We start from the raw sequence: 16,466 nt of genomic DNA, 5'->3' as shown, positions 1-16,466 counted from the left end.
GATGTTCTCAATATCGAACATCACTCTCAGGACACCCCCATCCGAGAGGCAGTCCGTATGAGCCGCACCCCCGAGGTCCCCGACAGGCGACTGCTGCTGAAAGGCGCCCTGGCCGCGGGCGCCCTGGCCGTGACCCCCACCGTCGCCGCAGCCGCTCCGAGCCCGAAGAAGACACCCCCGTTCGTGAACCCGCTCGTCCGCAACCGCGCCGACCCCCACATCCACCGGCACTCCGACGGCCACTACTACTTCACCGCCACCGCCCCCGAGTACGACCGGATCATCCTGCGCCGCTCCCGCACCCTGAACGGACTGGCGACCGCACCCGAGTCGGTCATCTGGACCAAGCACGCGACCGGCCCCATGGGCGCTCACATCTGGGCGCCGGAGATCCACCGCATCGGCGGCAAGTGGTACATCTACTTCGCCTCCGCACCCGCCGAGAGCGTCTGGGACATCCGTATCTGGGTCCTGGAGAACGCCAGTCCCAACCCGTTCAAGGGGACGTGGGTCGAACGCGGCCAGCTGAAGACGGCCTGGGAGACCTTCTCCCTCGACGCCACCACCTTCACCCACCGCGGCAGCCGCTACCTCGCCTGGGCCCAGCACGAGCCCGGCATGGGCAACAACACCGCGCTGTGGCTGTCGAGGATGGCGAACCCGTGGACCCTGACGGGCCCTCAAGTACGGCTGTCCACACCCGAGTACGACTGGGAGTGCATCGGCTACAAGGTCAACGAGGGCCCCTCGGTCATCGCCCGCAACGGCCGCCTGTTCATGTCGTACTCGGCCAGCGCCACCGACTTCAACTACTGCATGGGCCTGCTGACCGCCGACGCGGACGCCGACCTCATGGACCCCGCCAACTGGTCCAAGTCGCCCACCCCGGTCTTCACCAGCAACGACACCACGAAGCAGTACGGCCCCGGCCACAACAGCTTCACCGTCGCCGAGGACGGCCGCAGCGACGTCCTCGTCTACCACGCCCGGCAGTACAAGGAGATCGTCGGCGACCCGCTGAACGATCCCAACCGGCACACCCGTGTCCAGAAGCTGGGCTGGAACGCGGACGGCACCCCGGACTTCGGCATACCGGTGGCGGACACCGCCATCGACTCGGTGAAGGAGAGTGCGTGAGATGAGACGTGCGTACGCGGTACTGCTCGCCCTCTGTCTGGCCCTGGCAGGCGCCCTGGTCACCGCGGGACCGGCCCAGGCCGCCGCCCTGACGATCCCCAACGGGGTCCAGTTCACGGACAGTTCGGGAGGCGCCCTGCACGCCCACGGCGGCGGGGTCATCAAGGTCGGGTCGTACTACTACTGGTTCGGAGAGAACCGCAACTCCGACAACACCTTCCGGTACGTGTCCGCCTACCGCTCCACCGACCTGAAGAACTGGGAGTTCAGGAACAACGTCCTGACCCAGTCCTCCGCCGCCGAGCTGGGCACCGCCTACATCGAGCGGCCCAAGGTCATGTACAACGCGTCCACCGGCAAGTTCGTGATGTGGATGCACAAGGAGAACGGCACCGACTACGGCGAGGCCCGCGCCGCCGTCGCCGTCTCCGACACCGTCGACGGGAACTACACCTACCAGGGCAGCTTCCGTCCGCTGGGCACCCACATGTCCCGTGACATCACCACGTTCGTCGACACCGACGGCACCGGCTACATGGTGTCCGCCGCCAAAGAGAACTACGACCTGCACATCTACAAGCTCAACTCCGCCTACACCGCCATCGACAGCCTGGTCGCCAACCCCTGGGCGGGCGGCCACCGGGAGGCCCCGGCCCTCTTCAAGCGGGGCGGCGTCTACTTCATGCTGACGTCGGGTGCGACCGGCTGGAGCGCCAACCAGCAGCAGTACGCCACCGCGACCTCGCTCGCCGGACCGTGGACGTCGATGGCCAACGTCGGCGACTCCACGACGTACAACTCGCAGACCGCGTACGTCCTTCCCGTGCAGGGCACTTCGGGCACCTCGTACCTCTACATGGGCGACCGCTGGGGCAACTCCTTCGGCGGCACCGTCAACGACTCCCGCTATGTGTGGCTGCCGTTGACCTTCCCGAGCTCCACCACGATGTCGATGTCCTGGTACCCCGAGGTCACCGTCGACGCGGTCGCCGGGACGATCTCCGGGCGAAGCGCGACGTACAACACCCTGATCGCCCGCAACAGTTCCAAGTGCGTCGACGTACCGAACCAGTCCCTGTGGCAGGGCATCGCCCTCGCCCAGTACACCTGCAACAGCGGCAACAACCAGAAGTTCTGGTTCAAGGACCTCGGCACCGGCTACTACCAGCTCGTCGGCCGCGGCAGCTCCCTGTGCCTCCAGGAGAACGCGTCCACCGTCACCCAGGAGAACTGCGCCAGCGCGACCACCCAGCAGTGGTCGGTGGTCACTTCGGGCTCGTACGTCAACATCAAGGCCCGCGCCTCCGGCGAGTGCCTGGACGTGAACGGCGCGTCCACCGCCAACTCCGCCGCGATCATCACGTACACGTGCAACGGAGCGACCAACCAGCAGTGGACGCGCGGAACCTGACGTCAGGCCAGCAGATCGATCGCGTCGATCGACGTACCGGCACTGAGGAAGGACGTCGACCCCGAACCGCTCGCCACGTAGATCTTCAGCGTGTTGTAGGCGCTGGTGTCCGTCAGCCAGGCGGACGCCGGCACGCTGTAGGTGAACGTGTAGTTGTTGCCCCGGTAGGAGCCCACGGTCAGCGACCGGGTGCTCGGCTGGGTGGGCGGCGAGGGGACGGCGGACGTCCAGGCGTCGTTGACGACGACCTGCGGACGGCCGTTGGCGTACGCCGTCGTCACACCGATGCGCAGGGTGTGCGCGGCGGCGGCCTGGGCGGCCGTCAGCTTGAAGTAGACGATGATCCCGCTGTTGACGTCCTTCCACAGATAGCAGGGGAACGCCGAGGTCTCGGTGCCGCTGCCGATGATGACGTTCCCGGTCCAGGAGGCGGCGCGGACGTCGGACGGATGGGCGTACGTCATCAGGTCGGCGTTCTTGAAGCCGCTCGGCGTGCCGTTCCAGTCGTTGATGCGCCAGATCGCGCCCGCGTTGCTCGGGTCGTTCGAGGAGGGGATCGCGATGGTGTTGAGGGTGGTCGTGCCGCCCGCGCTGACGCTCACCGAGCCGGTGTGGACGGCCAGTTCGCCCTTGAACACGGTCAGGGTGTACGTCCCCGGAAGGACACCCCCGATGGAGAAGTAGCCGTCCGACGCCCGAGCCGTACCCCAGTACTGGGCGGCGGAGTTGGCGAGCCCGACCGTGTAGGCGTAGGCCGTGTTCCGGCCGGTGATGCCGACTCCCGCGACCTTGCCCCGGCCGCTCGCGGGGACGTAGCCGGAGATGCCGAGCGAGTCGGCCCACGACGTGGTGAGGGTTCCCGGGTACAGCGCGGAGGAGGGGGCGCCGCCGTCCGTGAAGGCGATGACGTAGGGGCCCTGGAGGCCGAAGCGCTGGGCCTCCGTCTGGTTCTCGCCGTAGTACAGGATCTCGTACAGGCCGCCGCCGTCCGCGCTCTGGTGGCGCAGGAGGGAGCGGTAGAACGGACCGCCGGAGGCCTTCTCATGGTTGGAGCGCACGATGTAGAGGCCGACGCTGCCGGTGGTCCAGCCGACGTAGTTGTAGTCGATGACCCGGGACTTCGTGTAGTGCTTCGAGCGGGTCTGGCCGTCGGACTTCGCGAAGACGTCCTGGGCCTCGATGGTGGTGGGCGCGTAGGTGTAGGAGTCGGACTCGTCGTTGAGGAACTTGCCCGCGTTGACGCGCAGGATGTAGCGGGTCGCACTGACCGAGGTGTCGGCCTTGTTGGTCCACAGATAGATGTTGTTCTCGCCGCTGCGGGCCGCGTAGTAGTGCTTCAGCGTGCCATACGCGACCGAGATCAGGATCGTCGTACCGGACTGCTTGATGCTCACGGTGGAGGTGCCGAGGCCGGACTCGATGTGCGAGTTCTTGCCGCCGTAGCCCTGGTACTGGGTGCCCTTGTAGACCAGCGAGGTCAGGTCGCCGTTGGTCTTGCTGACCTTGAAGACCAGGTTCGCGCCGGTGTCGACGACGTAGTTGGAGCCGTCGTCGCTCCAGCCGAAGGTCGCGGCGGAGGCGGTCTGGGCGAGTGGGCCGGCCAGGGCGGCCGTGCCGGCGGTGGCAGCGGTGCCGAGGACGAAGGTGCGGCGGCGGACCGGTCTGTTCGCAGCGGATCCGGACATGGGGGTGCCTCCTTCGAGGACATGTGGGGGTGGTGCGGGTGAGAGCGAGGGTGACAGTTGAATCGATTTCGCGAAAGGGCTTTCGCTTGCTGGAGGTTGGCAATCTTGTGAAATCGACCCGAGGTCTAGAAAGCGCTTGCCGATGGGGGTACGGTCCAGCCGCCAGGCCTTGTCGTGTGTCGTAGGAGCCTCGAATGAGACGTTTCAACCTCGCCCTGCTGGCGACGGTCGCACTGAGCACCGCACTGACCGCCGTCCCGGCCCATGCCGCAGCCGAGGGGCACCGCCCCCTCGGCATCGAGAACTGCACCGCCACCGGGTGTCACTTCGACGTCCCCGCGGGCACGTACGACGTGAAGGTCCTCCTCGGCGGCGACGCCGGATCGAGCACGAGCGTCAGCGGTGAGACCCGGCGTTCCCTGCTCCCCGAGACCGCCGTCGCGGCCGGCGAGCGGACCGCCCGCAGCTTCACCGTGAACGTCCGCACCCCCGAGGGCGAACCCACCGGCGCCGAGGGCACCCCCGGCCTGGACCTCGTGCTCGGCGGCTCGGCCCCCGCGCTCGCCGACATCAAGGTCACCCCCGCCCGGCACACCCGCCAGATCTTCCTCGTCGGCGACTCCACGGTCTGCGACCAGCCCGGCGACCCGTACTCCGGCTGGGGCCAGCAGTTGCCCCAGTACCTCCGCAAGGGCGTCTCCGTCGCCAACTACGCCGACTCCGGCGAGAGCACGGTGACCTACCTGTCCAATCCTCAACTGTTCGCCACCGTCCAGCCGTTGATCCGCCGCGGCGACCTCGTCCTGGTCCAGCTCGCCCACAACGACAAGACCACCGACGAGGTGACCTACCGGACGAACCTGGAGACACTGGTCGCCGGTATCCGGGAAAAGGGCGGTGAGCCTGTCCTCGTGACGCCTATCGTGCGACGCTGGTTCAACTCCGACGGCACCCTGAACAACAACACCGCACTCCTGGTCAACGGACTCGGCGTCGACCACCCCGCAGTCACCCGCTCGGTCGCCGCCGCGCAGGACGTCCCGCTGATCGACTTGACGGCGAAGACGAAGTCGCTCGTGGAATCCTTGGGAGTCGAGGGTTCCAAGGCGATTTACCTCTACAACGAGAAGCGGGACAACACGCACACCTCCGTGCACGGGGCCACGGTGTACGCCGGCCTCGTCCGCGACGAACTCCTCGCCCAGCACCTGGTGCCGAAAGGCCTGGTGCGGGCGGGATGAGCCCCTGGGGCGCCTCGACCGGAACCGGGGCGCCCCAGGCCTGTTCGCTGCGCTTGCTGAGCCGTGACACGCCGCGGGCCGGTGGGGGCTGATCGCGCCCGCGCGGCGGAGCCGCTTATCGACACAGCCCCGCGCCCCTTTCGGGGCGCGTTATCGTGCCGGACATTTTCAAGATCTGAAAGAGAGCTCAATGCACCTCCCTCCCGCCGACCGCATCCGTAGCCCGTACACCGGATACACGCGCGCCCACTGGGAGGCCGCGGCCGACGGCTTGCTCGCTGCCACGGAGCCGTACGCCGCCGAGGGGGGCGCCCTCTACTACTTCCCGGGCGACCGCACGAGCTGGTCCGGTCGGCTCTCCGACGGGCTGGAGGGGTACGCCCGTACGATACTGCTGGCCGCCTTCCGGCAGGACGAGACCGCCCTCCAGCGGTACGCGGAAGGTCTCGCGGCCGGAGTCTCCGGAGTCTGGCCGCGTATCGAGGACCGGAGTCAGCCGCTGGTGGAGGCGGCGTCCATCGCCGTGGCGCTGCGGCTGACGCGCCCGCTGCTGTGGGACCGGCTGGACGAAGGGGTGCGCCAGCGGGCCGCCGCCTGGCTCGGCGACGCGCTGACCGCCGAGGCCTGGCCCTGCAACTGGGAGTTGTTCCCGGTCACCGTCGGCGGGTTCCTCCAGGAGATCGGCCACGAGCCCGAGGCCTCGCGCAAGGCGATCGACCGCGGTCTTGAGCGGATCGAGGAGTGGTACGTCGGCGGCGGCTGGTACACCGACGGGGAGGGTCGCAAGTTCGACTACTACAACGGCTGGGCGATGCACCTGTATCCGGTGTTGCATGCCTGGTTCGCCGACGACAGTCGGCTGTCGACTGTATACGGCGAGCGGTTGGAGGCCCACCTTGCCGACTACGCCCGCCTGTTCGGCGGTGACGGTGCCCCCATGCATCAGGGCCGCTCGCTGACTTATCGTTTCGCCACGACGGCCCCCCTGTGGCTCGGCGCCCTGACCGGCCGTACCCCGCTCACGCCGGGGCAGACGCGGCGGCTGGCGTCCGGGGCGCTGAAGTACTTCCTCGACCGGGGCGCGGTGAACTCCGACGGCCTGCTGACCCTCGGCTGGCACGGCCCCGACTCCGCCGTCCTCCAGGGCTATTCGGGCCCCGCTTCCCCGTACTGGGCGAGCAAGGCCTTCCTCGGCCTGCTCCTCCCGCCGGACCACGAGGTGTGGACGGCCGAGGAGGAGCCGTCCCCGGTCGAGCGCGCGGACGAGGTCCGACCGGTCACCGCCCCGAACTGGCTGATCCAGTCGACCAGTTCGGACGGTCTGGTCCGCCTCCACAACCACGGCAGCGAGGACGTCCGCTACGACCCGTACTACACGCGCCTCGCGTACTCCACGGTGACGGCGCCCTCACCGTCGTACGACAACACCGTGATCGTCGGCGACGATCCGAGCCGTACCGACATCGAGCCGCTCGGGCTGGGGGACGGGTGGGTGGCCTCGCGGCACGCGGCCGGCGGTGGAGCGCGGGTGACCAGCGTGGTGCTGGCGCGCGGGGCCGTGGAGGTGCGGGCCCATCTGGTGTCCGGAGCCGAGCCCGGGACGCCGGTGAGGGTCACCGGGTGGGCGGCTCGGGACGGTGTGCTGGCGCAGGCGTCGCCCGCCGTCGGTCTCGACGCGGCGCTGACCGGAGTCACCGGCGAGGGCGGGACGCTCTTCGTCGCGCTCGTCCGGCTCACCGGAGAGGCGGATCCCGTGCCGCTGGACGAGGCCGTGACCGTACGGGCCGACGGCGCGGGCGAGTTGACGGTCCGCTGGCGTGCGGGAGCCGAGGTGCGGGTCCGGCTGGACGACGCCGGGGTGTCGGTCGGGGCCGAGGGGTGAGCCGTCTCGGGCAGTATGGGGATCATGGGTGGGACGGATGAACTCGTAGAACTGCTGGGGCGGGCCGGGCTGGAGGTCGTGGGGGAGCGGCGGGTCGAGGAGGTGCTGCCGCCTCCGTTCGCGTGGCGCCATGTCGCCAAGTGGGAGGCGGAGCCGGCCGTGGCGGTGGGCTTCGAGCGGGCCGATCCGGTCGCCGAGATCAACGCGCAGTGGTTCCGGCTGGCGTCCGAGACGGGGATCCTCGGCGAGGACGGGGTGTTCCTGGTCGACGCCGGGTGCGCGCCCCGGCGGTGGATCCGGGTCCGGCTCGCCGCCGACTGGGATCTCGCCGGGGTGCTCGGCGAGCGGCCCGGGCAGCCGGAGTTCCTCACCATGTCGCCGGACGGGGACACCCTGCTGGGCGTCACGACCGAGGAGTACGCCGTCTGGCTCGTCGCCGTCGACCGGATCAGGGAGCGGCAGGAGGAGGCCGCGCGGCTTGCGGGCCGGGAGACGGCGGAGGACCGGGCGGCCGCCTGGGAGTCGCTGTTCCAGGGGCCGAGGCCCCCGGAGAAAGTGATCGACGCCTGGGCGAGCGGGCTCTCGCTCAACGCGGCCACCCCGAAGGAGCTGCGGTCCCAGCTGGTCGACAGGTCTTCGTATGCGATGTACAGCGCATTGTCGACAGAAGCCCTGGACGCCGCCCTGGCCCATCCGGACTGGAAGAGGCGGATGCGGGCGGCCGAGCACCAGCCGAACATCACTCCCGAGCAGTGGGACCGGGTGATCCTCGCCGAGCAGGACGAGCGCCAACGGTGGTTGCTCACCATGATCGCCGCCGAGCGCTGGGCCGAACTCGACGAAGGCACCTGCCGCAGACTCGCCGCCGACCCCTCCCCGCGCGTGCGCTCCGAGACGGCCCGGCTCAAGAACCTGCCCGCCGATCTGTCGGTCGCGCTGGCCGCCGACCCCGACGGCGGCGTGCGGGCCGTGGCCTGTCTGACGGCCTGGCCCCATCTCGACGCCGCCGCACAGCAAGCGCTCCTGGCCGATCCGCACGGCACCGTGCGCGTCCGCGCCCGGCTGCTGCACCACCGGCAACACCCCATGCCCCGTGCCGTGTTCGAGGCCCAGGAGATCCAGGGGGTCCAGGACATCCGTGGCCAGGCACTGGAGACGTGCCGCCTGGAGCGGGGCCTGGCCGAAGACCTGGCACGGCACGGCACACCGGACGAGCGCCGCTCGCTGGCACGCAACCCGCGCCTGGACCCGGACCTCGCCGCCCTCCTCGCCGAGGACCCCGATGCCGACGTGCGCTACGTCGTGGCGCAGCGGGCCGACCTCACCGAGGAGCAACGCGCGCGCATCGACTTCGAGTTCGACCCGAACCAGCACTCCTGGGCTCTCGACTGGGTCGTCGCCCTCCACGAGGACGAGGACGCCATGCGCCGCCTGGCCGCCTCCTGCCACCCGCTCATCCGCAGAAGCGTCGCCCGCGCCCGCCGTCTGCCGCCGGACGTCGTCGCACGCCTGGCCCGGGACGAGGACCGCGTCGTCCAGCTCTTTCTGGCCGAGTCCTGCGAGGACGCGCCCGCCGACATGCTCCTGGAGGTGTGGCAGTGGTGGACCGGCAGCCTCAGCTCCCCCGACCGGCCGCGCGGCCACCCCAACTTCCCCCGCCACGGCCTCCTGCGGTACGCCGACGACCCCAGCCCCCGCATGCGCCAACTGGCCCTGGACGACCCGCTGTCCACGCCCGAGCTGGTGGAACGGCTCAGCAGGGACCCCGACGAGGAGGTGCGCTACCGCGCCGCCACCGACCCCCGGCTCTCGGCGGCGGGCGCCGCGCGGCTGCTGGAGGATCCGCACGAGCACATCCGGCATGCCGCCGCGCTCCACCCTCGGCTGCCGGTCCGGCTCCTGGTCATGCTGCTGCGGACGGGCACCGGCAACGCGGAGACGGCGGCCCGGAATCCGGCGCTGCCCGCCGAGGTCGTACGCCGGATGGTCGGCGTACTCACCGCCGGGGCAGCCGACTGACAGCGACGAAGGTCGCCATGGCCACCAGCGTCCACAGGGCATAGATGCCGTACTCGCCCCACAGCGAGTCGGAGGAAGGTATCAGGGCGTGGCCGAGCCGGTTCACGCCCCAGCCGAACGCCAGGGCGGCCACGAAGGCGGGCCAGCGGTGGCGTACCCCCTCGAACACGTCGTCCAGCAGGTTCGCCATCACCACCATCATCATCACGACGAGGCCTTCCTCCTCCCAGCCGACAGCCGCGCCCAGCGCCCCGACTGCCAGGCAGAGCAGCCAGACCCGCAGGGTGGCCCACACCCGGGCGGGCGGGCGCGGCACATCCGGCGGAAGCCAGAAGAAACGCTGTACATCCCGCTTGAACTGTTCGTCGGACATCGCACCGACCTCCCCCGTCCGCGTGCATCGCACCTGGGAGACACGCCGGACGGGGAGGTGGTTGTACGCGTTCAGGGAGTCAGGCGGCTGATCTTCAGCGTCTTGGTCGTCGGGGACGCCCCGGTGAGGGCGGCCGCGTACGACGGGGTGACGGGTACGGACGCCCAGGTCAGCGCGCCGTCCTTCTGGACCGCGATGTCACCGGTGATCCGGGTGTTCACGATCTTGTCCGCGCCCTGGAACTTGCCGTTCCAGTCGATGAGACGCAGATGGGTGCCCGCGAAGGTGCCGGTGCAGGTGCCGGCCGTGCACGTGGCGTTCTTGACGGACTCCCAGGAGAGCAGGAGCCGGTCCTTGCCGTACGGGGCGAGGCGGACGTTGACGTGGTCCGTGCCCTTGGTGGTGGAGAGGTAGACCGCCTTGCCGGGACCGGAGTCACGGTTCTTCATGAACGCGACGGCGACCTGGTGGGTACTGGTCTTCGCCGTGACGCTCCAGCCGCGCCCGCTGGAGTCGTCGGGGTTCTTCTTGGCCGACGCGGCACCGCGGGAGGCGAAGGCGGTGGCGTAACGGCCGGTGGCGGACTTCACCAGGTCGCCCGTACGACCCGCGAACGTACCGCCGCAGTAGCCCGCCCAGCACTGTTCGCGCTGCACGACCGGCGCGACGTCGGGGGCGCCGATACCGGTGGACACGAACAGGCCCGAGCGCCAGTCGTCGAAGCAGAGGGAGGTGAAGGCGCCGGACGTCTCGGGGTGCAGGGCGATGCCCTCGTTGTGGCTGCAGCCCCAACTCCAGCCGCCGCTCAGCTTCTTGCCCGTGCTGCTGAGGTAGGACAGTTTGTCGCCGAAATGACCGTCGGCGAAGCCGCCCGCGCCGTGGACCACGAAGTAGGCGCCGTACTTGGTGCCGTTCCAGGTGAGTTGTCCGTCCAGGGTGGGGGACGTGTCGTGGGTGGCGGTGCCGGTGAGCTTGGTCTGGAAGGTCTTCGTGCCGTTCGTGTAGCGGACGATCGCGGCCGCCGTCTCCTTCCACTTGTTGGTGTCGGAGACCCGGGTGAGCAGCGCGAACCCGTTGTTGTGCGCGACCAGCCCGCCGACCTCCTTGGCGCCCTTGACGATCGTGTCCGCACCCGAACGCTTGCCGGCCGCCGTCAGCGGTGTGACGTGGATGCCGTCGGAGGCGGGCCAGGCCACCCGCAGGGTGCCGTTCGGGGCGGCCGCCGTCGCCGTGCGCGTCCACTCGCGGCTGTTGTTGTAACCCACCGACAGATAGGGGAACTTGGCGGACAGGGACACCGTGGTCGTGGAGACGGTGAGCCCGGTGGCCGTGCTCGCCCCGGCGGTCGCGTACCAGGCGCCGACGAGCGCGGCCGTGGCGGCGAGCCCCGCGATCAGTGGCTTGCGGGCGCCCCGGACACGGCGGTGGCGCGTGGTGCGTGGTGCTGAAGTCATGCCCTGATGTGGCCGCAGGCAAAGGAATGGTTGCCGCGCGCGTCGATCTCTTCGAAAAGCGCATTGATCTCCGCGAAGGCACTGCACGAAAATCCGCCGTATGACTTCCGCCATCCGTCATACGACGATCGACTGTGCCGACGCCTACGCCCTCGCCGGCTTCTGGTCCGAGGTTCTCGGTCTGCCGCTGCACGAGGACGACCGTCCCGGTGACGAGGAGGCGCTGATCGAGGCCGCGGGTCTGCTCTTCGTCACCGTTCCGGAGCCCAAGACGGCCAAGAACCGGATCCACTTCGACATCCAGCCGCAGGACCGTACCCGTGACGAGGAGGTCGAGCGGCTGCTCGGGCTGGGCGCCAAGCTCTCCGACGACCGGCGCAAGCCGGACGGTACGGGATGGGCGGTGCTGGCCGATCCGGAGGGCAACGAGTTCTGTGTGGAGCGCAGTGCGGCGGAGCGAGGAGCGTAACGGGTCCCTCGGGGACACTTCGGCGGGCACCGAACCGACACCCTTCTAGCGTGCCGGTATGACCGAGAACCCGCAGGAAACCCCCGCCCGGGCCGTCACCGGGATGGTCGACCACGTCCTCGCCCTGGCCGCGACCTGGACCGCCTGGGACGGCAGGCTGTACGAGACCGACGGCCGTGTCTACACCCCGCACAAGGCGATCCGCCGGGTCGCCGACCACCTCGTCGACCATCTCGCGGAGATGGAGGCCCGGCTGGCGGGCGTGGACCCCCGGCCGGACCACTGGTACGCCTCGGCGATCACGACCGGGGCGGACCTGGCGCCCTTCACCCAGGAGGACCTGGACGAGGCCCGCAGCCGTCTGGACCGGCTGGCCCGGATCTGGGCCGCCCGGCTGGACGCGCTCACCGAGCGCGAACTCGACGACTCTCCCGGCGAGGGCTGGAGCTTCCGTGAACTCGCCCTCCACCTCAAGGGATCGACGTACTACGCGGACGCGGTGGGCGACCTGTCGTGACCGTGTTCCCCGAACCCCACCACGCCGACGAGATGTTCGGCGAAGGCGTCGGGACGCTGGGCGACGCCGAGGTGTCCGCCGGGGAACTCGGCGAAGGCGGCCCCGGTCTGCCGGGCGGTGAACTCCGCGGTGCGGTAGAGGAGTTGACCGCGCGAGTCGCTTCCGGCGGCGAGGGTGAGGGGAGCGGAGGCCAGGGCGGTGAGATCGGGGTCGTAGGAGGTGAAGGGGACCAGGACGTGCGCGAGGGAAAGCGCCATGGGATTGCCCAACTCCTCTTCACGGGTGAGGGGTTGACCCACCAGAGGCGCCTCTGCGGCCGGGGCGGGCTGGTCGGTGAGCCCGGCGGTCATCCGCGCGGCGGCGGCTCGCAGCCCGGCCCCGCGGTAGGTGTCGGCCACCTTCCGGAACATGGCCCGGTGCCGGTGCCCGTCCGGGAGCACGCCCACACAGGGCGGCTCGTGCGCGACGACGTGCCGCAACCGCTCCGGGTGCCGGGCGAGCAGGTCGAGGGCGACGACGGCGCCGGCGCTGGTGCCGAGGACGTACGCGGTGTCGCCGTCGGCGAGGACGCTGTCGAGCACCCGCCGGGCGCTGTCGCTCCAGTCCTCGACGCGCTGGTCGTCGACGGGTGAGCCGAGCCGGCCGTGGGCCAGGCCGAGCGGGTCGTGGACGACGACGGTGAACCGGTCGGCGAGTGCCTCGGTCAGCGGACCGAGCCCCATGGGATGGCCCGCCCCGCCGGGGATGATCAGCAGCACGGGACCGCTGCCGCGGACGTCGTAGTAGAGGTCGGTCACTCTTCTTCGCTCTCCTCGCGGGGCCAGTTCTGCAGCAGGACGTGCAGGGCGTCGATGGCGCGTTTCCAGGACTTCTGTACGTCACGGGGGGCGCCGAAGCCGCCGCTCGCCTCCAGTGCGCAGTAGCCGTGGAAGGTGCTGCGCAGCAGGCGTACGGCGTCGGTGAGGTCGGGTTCCTCGAGGCCGTAGGCGCGGAGCATGCCGTAGGTGATCTCGGTGGTGCGGCGCAGGCCGGGGGAGTCGGCGACGAGGGCCTGGTCGATACGGATCTGGGTGGCGGCGTACCGCCCGGGGCGCTCCAGCGCGTACTCCCGGTAGGCCCCGGCGAACGCGGCCAGCGCGTCCTTCCCGGCCCGCCCCGCCACGGCGACGGCGATCCGGTCGATCATCTCGCCTCCGGCGAGCAGCGCGACACGGGTCCGCAGCTCCTGAAGATTCCTGACGTGCGAGTACAGACTCGCGTCCTTCACCCCGAAGTGCCGCGCCAGGGCGGAGAGGGTGACGTTCTCGAACCCGACCTCGTCGGCGAGGTCGGCGGCGGCCGCGGTGAGGCGGTCGGGGGTGATTCCTGCGCGGGCCATGGGGCTCCGGGGTGCCGAAGGGAAACCTGGGCTGTTCAGAAACCTAGGGTCTCTAGGTCGAATGCTAGTACATGAAGGTCACGTCGGATATTGGGCTGCGCGTGATGCCGGCTCGCCCCTAGGCTTCCGCCCCGGGGAGCCGACGAGGCGTCCTGTCGGCAGTGGCCGGGCAGCGGATCGGGGATGCGCGGGGCTATGACTTGTCAACTGTTCGCGATGTGTTTCGGTGCGAGTGAGCCACGGAGTCTCGCGGGATTCTGGTCCGGGGTCCTGGGGCGGGAGTTGATCGACGACCCGCACGACGGAGTCGCGCTGCTGCCCGCCGAGGAGCACGGGTTCCGGCTCCGTTTCCTTCCGGCCCAGGAGAAGAAGGTCGGCCAGAACCAGATGCACTTCGACCTGACGAGTGCCTGTCCGGAGCAGCAGCAGGAGACGGTGGACCGGGCCCTGCGACTCGGCGCGCGGCACATCGATGTCGGCCAACTCCCGGAGGAGGGGCACGTGGTGCTCGCCGACCCCGACGGCAACGAGTTCTGTGTGATCCCGGCGGGCAACAACTTCCTCGCCGACACCGCGTTCATTGGAGCGCTGGCCTGCGACGGTTCGCAAGCGGTCGGGTACTTCTGGAGCGAGGCGCTGGGCTGGCCGCTGGTCTGGGACCAGGACGAGGAGACCGCGATCCAGTCGCCGCACGGCGGGACGAAGATCACCTGGGGCGGCCCGCCGGTCGCGCCGAAGACGGGCCGGAACCGACTGCACTTCGACCTCGCGCCACCCGCCGGCGGTGACCAGCGCACCGAGGTCGAGCGCCTCCTCGCCCTCGGCGCCGAGCTCGCCGACGCCGACCCCGGCGAGACCGGCCGGGTCGAGATGCTCGACCCCGACGGCAACGAGTTCTGTGTGCTGACGCCCCGGTAGCGCGGGCGGCGGATCAGACCGACCACCTCGGGCGGACCGGATGGCGTACGACCTGAAAGCAGTGATCGCCGAAGAGGAGTCGCTGCGCCGCGCGGCGCGGGACCTGCCCGCCGCCCGGACGGCGTCGATCGGACAGGGCCTGGCCCTGATGCCGATGACGCGCGCCTTGTTCGCGTCCGTCGCGCACGGCTGGGGTGGGGGCGCGCTGGGATTCTCCCGGTTGCCGGAGCCGTTCGCGAAGACCGTCGCCGCCTGGTCGGCCGGCGGTCCGGTGGCCTATGCGGAAGCCGAGTACTTCGGTGGCGTGGGCGAGCAGCGGGCCGCCGTGTGGGAGGGCGGCGCCGTCGTGCTGGGGCCGCTGCGGGTGGAGGAGGGGGAGCCCTTTCCCCCTGACGGCGGCCCGGTCTCCCGAGCGCTGCGGCGGTTGGGGGTCGTGGCGGGGCCCGGCGAGGACGAGTTCTCCGCCGTGGGATTGGAGCGGCATCGGCACGGCGGGGCGTGGATCGCCTGATACGCCGGGCCCGTCGACCCGTCGACCCGCCGTCACGCGTCCCGGATGCGATGGGCGGTGAACACGCCCGTCGCCGACGCCGGTTCACCCGGTCGCCGCGGATCCCGGCGCCCGGGCGAACCCTGTAGAACCGCCGGGTTCAGCTGATCGGTGCGTACAGCACGCCCAGCTTGTCGATCTCGATGCCCGACCGTCCGGTGAACCCGACGATCTGCCAGCCGGAGGGCGCCGTGAAGGTCTTCGCGCCGGACGTCGCCGTACCGGAGGACAGGGTGCGGCCCTTGTCGGTGGTGAAGGCGGCCGAGAAGATCCGGGTACGGCCGTCCTTCTGGCCCTGTGTCAGCTTCACGGACCTGAGGTGCTCGCCGGACGCCAGGGTCAGCGACGACGCGGTGCCGCCCGTGCCGCCGTGGCTCAGCGTCGTACCGCCGTCGTGGGTCAGGGACACCGCGTCGAGGCGGGTGCCGCCGCGGAGGGTCAGTGTGCGGGGGGACACCGTGGAGGGCAGGTCGTCGGCGTCGTTGTACGCCGTGCCGTGCGGGCCGCCGAAGAAGTCGCTCGCCCGCAGCGAGGAGTCGAGGGTGTACGAGAAGTCGACCGTGTGCGGGAAGTGGTCGGAGAGGTTGGCGCCCGCCGGGTCGAGGAACGCGGCCCACTCGTTGTTGTAGCGGGTGGCGTTCAGGGACAGCAGGTCATTGCCGCGGTAGAGGACCTTGTCCACCACCTCGCAGCCGTTCGGCGGCGCCGTCGTGGGGCAGAGCAGCGCGTCCGCTCCCTGGGTGGGCCGGACGCCGCCCTTCGCCAGCTGCACCCACGCGTCCGTGAGGCCGTTCTCGTCGGCGAGGGTGCGGATGTTGTCGCCGCTGCGGGTGTAGCGCGTGTTGGTGTCGCCCATGACGATCACCGCGTTGCCCGAGGAGTTCGCCCGGATGAAGTCCGACAGCTGCGTGATGTTGGCACGCCGGGCGGCGAGCGCGTCGGCGGTGTCGTCCGCGTTGGTGTGGACGTTGTAGAGGTCGACGAAGACGCCCTCGGCGAGCCGGACGCGCGCGAGCGAGAAACCCTTCGGCGTCAGGCAGTTGGTGCCCGTGCAGTTGTTCCACTTCACCCGCTCGAAGTCCTCGAAGGCATGGTCCGAGAGGGTGTTGAGACCGTCGCCCAAGGGCACGCCGCCGCTGGTCGCGGTGCGGTACGGGTGGTTGTCGCCCGCGTACAGGGCCGCGTGGTAGTTGAAGTCCTCCTGGACGTTGACGATGTCGTACGACCCCAACCGCGGTGAGATCAGCGGGGTGTTGGTTTCCGGGTTGCCGGAACTCAGGCCCTCCGGGAGGCCGGCGACGTTGTACGTCAGCACGTTGAACGAGCCGCTGGTCGCGGCGACCGCCGGCGTGGCGCCGGTGCCCGCGAGGCCGGTGACGGCCAGCGCGGCGGCCGCGAGGGTGCCGAGGAGTCTTCTCATGGGGGGCTCCGG

General features: G+C 70.2%; 15 protein-coding genes. 9 read left to right on the top strand and 6 right to left on the bottom strand.

Annotated elements, in window-relative coordinates; translation table 11 throughout:
* Window positions 1-57: 57 nt before the first annotated feature.
* Together QF037_RS11805 and QF037_RS11800 are read left to right on the top strand one after the other, a co-directional pair.
* On the top strand, window positions 58-1,137 hold the full coding sequence (locus QF037_RS11805; protein ID WP_307024368.1) for a glycoside hydrolase family 43 protein: 1,080 nt from the start codon (window positions 58-60) through the stop codon (window positions 1,135-1,137).
* Between the two features lies 1 nt (window position 1,138).
* Window positions 1,139-2,548, top strand: a complete 1,410-nt coding sequence (locus QF037_RS11800; protein WP_307024366.1) for an RICIN domain-containing protein — start codon at window positions 1,139-1,141, stop codon at window positions 2,546-2,548.
* Window positions 2,549-2,550: 2 nt separating this feature from the next.
* Here QF037_RS11800 and QF037_RS11795 read toward each other — a convergent pair whose 3' ends face one another.
* Window positions 2,551-4,233, bottom strand: a complete 1,683-nt coding sequence (locus QF037_RS11795; RefSeq protein WP_307024364.1) for a rhamnogalacturonan lyase B N-terminal domain-containing protein — start codon at window positions 4,231-4,233, stop codon at window positions 2,551-2,553.
* 194 nt (window positions 4,234-4,427) lie between these two features.
* On the opposite strand from QF037_RS11795, the gene QF037_RS11790 reads away from it, so the two are divergent.
* The 3 genes from QF037_RS11790 (at window position 4,428) to QF037_RS11780 (ending at window position 9,375) form a co-directional block, all read left to right on the top strand.
* Window positions 4,428-5,474 (top strand): rhamnogalacturonan acetylesterase, encoded by a 1,047-nt coding sequence (locus tag QF037_RS11790; protein ID WP_307024362.1) that lies wholly within the window; start codon window positions 4,428-4,430, stop codon window positions 5,472-5,474.
* Window positions 5,475-5,664: 190 nt separating this feature from the next.
* Window positions 5,665-7,356 (top strand): DUF2264 domain-containing protein, encoded by a 1,692-nt coding sequence (locus QF037_RS11785; protein WP_307024360.1) that lies wholly within the window; start codon window positions 5,665-5,667, stop codon window positions 7,354-7,356.
* Between the two features lie 24 nt (window positions 7,357-7,380).
* Entirely contained in the window at window positions 7,381-9,375 is a 1,995-nt protein-coding gene (locus QF037_RS11780) for a PE-PGRS family protein (protein ID WP_307024357.1), read from the top strand.
* Here QF037_RS11780 and QF037_RS11775 read toward each other — a convergent pair.
* Both QF037_RS11775 and QF037_RS11770 read right to left on the bottom strand, forming a co-directional pair.
* Window positions 9,353-9,748, bottom strand: a complete 396-nt coding sequence (locus QF037_RS11775; RefSeq protein ID WP_307024355.1) for a hypothetical protein — start codon at window positions 9,746-9,748, stop codon at window positions 9,353-9,355. The two genes, QF037_RS11780 and QF037_RS11775, sit on opposite strands and share 23 nt — an antisense overlap.
* 71 nt (window positions 9,749-9,819) lie before the next feature.
* Window positions 9,820-11,202: a hypothetical protein gene (locus QF037_RS11770; RefSeq protein ID WP_307024353.1), complete on the bottom strand. Its 1,383-nt coding sequence runs from the start codon at window positions 11,200-11,202 to the stop codon at window positions 9,820-9,822.
* Window positions 11,203-11,302: 100 nt separating this feature from the next.
* On the opposite strand from QF037_RS11770, the gene QF037_RS11765 reads away from it, so the two are divergent.
* Both QF037_RS11765 and QF037_RS11760 read left to right on the top strand, forming a co-directional pair.
* A complete protein-coding gene (locus QF037_RS11765) occupies window positions 11,303-11,671 on the top strand; it encodes a VOC family protein (RefSeq protein ID WP_307024351.1) in 369 nt (122 codons plus the stop codon).
* 58 nt (window positions 11,672-11,729) lie between these two features.
* Complete coding sequence (locus QF037_RS11760; RefSeq protein WP_307024349.1) at window positions 11,730-12,188, top strand: hypothetical protein; 459 nt, start codon at window positions 11,730-11,732, stop codon at window positions 12,186-12,188.
* Here the strand turns inward: QF037_RS11760 and QF037_RS11755 are convergent.
* Together QF037_RS11755 and QF037_RS11750 are read right to left on the bottom strand one after the other, a co-directional pair.
* A complete protein-coding gene (locus tag QF037_RS11755; protein WP_307024347.1) occupies window positions 12,158-12,985 on the bottom strand; it encodes an alpha/beta fold hydrolase in 828 nt (275 codons plus the stop codon). The genes QF037_RS11760 and QF037_RS11755 overlap by 31 nt on opposite strands.
* On the bottom strand, window positions 12,982-13,566 hold the full coding sequence (locus tag QF037_RS11750) for a TetR-like C-terminal domain-containing protein (protein ID WP_307024345.1): 585 nt from the start codon (window positions 13,564-13,566) through the stop codon (window positions 12,982-12,984). The genes QF037_RS11755 and QF037_RS11750 overlap by 4 nt, the downstream gene beginning before the upstream one ends.
* A gap of 195 nt (window positions 13,567-13,761) precedes the next feature.
* Here QF037_RS11750 and QF037_RS11745 point away from each other — a divergent pair, with 195 nt between their 5' ends.
* Together QF037_RS11745 and QF037_RS11740 are read left to right on the top strand one after the other, a co-directional pair.
* Window positions 13,762-14,484 (top strand): VOC family protein, encoded by a 723-nt coding sequence (locus tag QF037_RS11745; protein ID WP_307024343.1) that lies wholly within the window; start codon window positions 13,762-13,764, stop codon window positions 14,482-14,484.
* Between the two features lie 40 nt (window positions 14,485-14,524).
* Window positions 14,525-14,995, top strand: a complete 471-nt coding sequence (locus QF037_RS11740) for a hypothetical protein (protein ID WP_307024341.1) — start codon at window positions 14,525-14,527, stop codon at window positions 14,993-14,995.
* A 139-nt stretch (window positions 14,996-15,134) separates the two neighbouring features.
* On the opposite strand, the gene QF037_RS11735 is transcribed toward QF037_RS11740, so the two are convergent.
* Complete coding sequence (locus QF037_RS11735) at window positions 15,135-16,454, bottom strand: jacalin-like lectin (RefSeq protein ID WP_307024338.1); 1,320 nt, start codon at window positions 16,452-16,454, stop codon at window positions 15,135-15,137.
* Between the last annotated feature and the right edge of the window lie 12 nt (window positions 16,455-16,466).

Source organism: Streptomyces canus (genome assembly GCF_030815415.1).
Lineage (GTDB): Bacteria > Actinomycetota > Actinomycetes > Streptomycetales > Streptomycetaceae > Streptomyces > Streptomyces canus_F.
This window is presented reverse-complemented; position numbering and strand designations above follow the sequence as displayed.

What these genes read in the sequence shown, in the direction of transcription:
- QF037_RS11805 (WP_307024368.1), top strand. Translation starts at nt 58, where the DNA reads ATGAGCCGCACCCCCGAGGTCCCCGACAGGCGACTGCTGCTGAAAGGC.
- QF037_RS11800 (WP_307024366.1), top strand. Translation starts at nt 1,139, where the DNA reads ATGAGACGTGCGTACGCGGTACTGCTCGCCCTCTGTCTGGCCCTGGCA.
- QF037_RS11795 (WP_307024364.1), bottom strand. Translation starts at nt 4,233, where the DNA reads ATGTCCGGATCCGCTGCGAACAGACCGGTCCGCCGCCGCACCTTCGTC.
- QF037_RS11790 (WP_307024362.1), top strand. Translation starts at nt 4,428, where the DNA reads ATGAGACGTTTCAACCTCGCCCTGCTGGCGACGGTCGCACTGAGCACC.
- QF037_RS11785 (WP_307024360.1), top strand. Translation starts at nt 5,665, where the DNA reads ATGCACCTCCCTCCCGCCGACCGCATCCGTAGCCCGTACACCGGATAC.
- QF037_RS11780 (WP_307024357.1), top strand. Translation starts at nt 7,381, where the DNA reads ATGGGTGGGACGGATGAACTCGTAGAACTGCTGGGGCGGGCCGGGCTG.
- QF037_RS11775 (WP_307024355.1), bottom strand. Translation starts at nt 9,748, where the DNA reads ATGTCCGACGAACAGTTCAAGCGGGATGTACAGCGTTTCTTCTGGCTT.
- QF037_RS11770 (WP_307024353.1), bottom strand. Translation starts at nt 11,202, where the DNA reads ATGACTTCAGCACCACGCACCACGCGCCACCGCCGTGTCCGGGGCGCC.
- QF037_RS11765 (WP_307024351.1), top strand. Translation starts at nt 11,303, where the DNA reads ATGACTTCCGCCATCCGTCATACGACGATCGACTGTGCCGACGCCTAC.
- QF037_RS11760 (WP_307024349.1), top strand. Translation starts at nt 11,730, where the DNA reads ATGACCGAGAACCCGCAGGAAACCCCCGCCCGGGCCGTCACCGGGATG.
- QF037_RS11750 (WP_307024345.1), bottom strand. Translation starts at nt 13,566, where the DNA reads ATGGCCCGCGCAGGAATCACCCCCGACCGCCTCACCGCGGCCGCCGCC.
- QF037_RS11745 (WP_307024343.1), top strand. Translation starts at nt 13,762, where the DNA reads ATGACTTGTCAACTGTTCGCGATGTGTTTCGGTGCGAGTGAGCCACGG.
- QF037_RS11740 (WP_307024341.1), top strand. Translation starts at nt 14,525, where the DNA reads ATGGCGTACGACCTGAAAGCAGTGATCGCCGAAGAGGAGTCGCTGCGC.
- QF037_RS11735 (WP_307024338.1), bottom strand. Translation starts at nt 16,454, where the DNA reads ATGAGAAGACTCCTCGGCACCCTCGCGGCCGCCGCGCTGGCCGTCACC.